A 557-nucleotide genomic window follows, 5' to 3' on the forward strand; every position below is an offset into this window, starting at 1 on the left:
TCGCGAAGACCTGCCGGGTGCCGGTGTGCAGGACGGCGACGAGCAGGCCGTGGCTGGTCTCGATCGCCACCGGAATGGGCCTCTCTGGGCTGTCGCCGTGCTCGGCGAGCAGGTCCAGCAGCAGTCGGCAGCCGGCCGCGTCGTCGGTGATCCGGCGCTTGGCCACCAGTGCGCCGGTGTCGTCGACCAGGGCGACGTCGTGGTGCGATTCGGCCCAGTCGATACCGCAGAAGATCTTCAACCGACTCTCCCAACGTTGCCTGTTTTCGCAGGTCACGAGCACATGTGGGTCACGCGGCACCCTAATCCCAGGACTCTTCGGTCCGCCATCTCAGTAGCCGTTCATGACACCAGCGCGCCCCAGGGGCCCCCGTCTGCACCAGAGCTCGAAGGCTCGCGGAATCAAGAAGAGGTCATCCCTGGAGCGGGCTCGCACCACGACCACGACAACACGATCGCCGGCAGGTTTCGCGGCGGCCCAAAGGCGCCGGACAGCACCCCTCTCTCCTGAGACCTCGCAGGTCGGGGATGTCATAGGCATCAGCCCGGTACCCACG

At 66.8% G+C, this 557-nt stretch carries 1 protein-coding gene; it reads right to left on the reverse strand.

From position 1 onward, the window contains the following. On the reverse strand, positions 1 to 241 hold a 241-nt coding region (locus ABD323_RS44665), incomplete at its 3' end, for an IS110 family transposase (protein ID WP_425556369.1). Positions 242 to 557: the final 316 nt, after the last annotated feature.

The sequence above is a fragment of the Kitasatospora nipponensis genome (assembly GCF_039528135.1).
GTDB classification, from domain to species: Bacteria; Actinomycetota; Actinomycetes; order Streptomycetales; family Streptomycetaceae; genus Kitasatospora; species Kitasatospora nipponensis.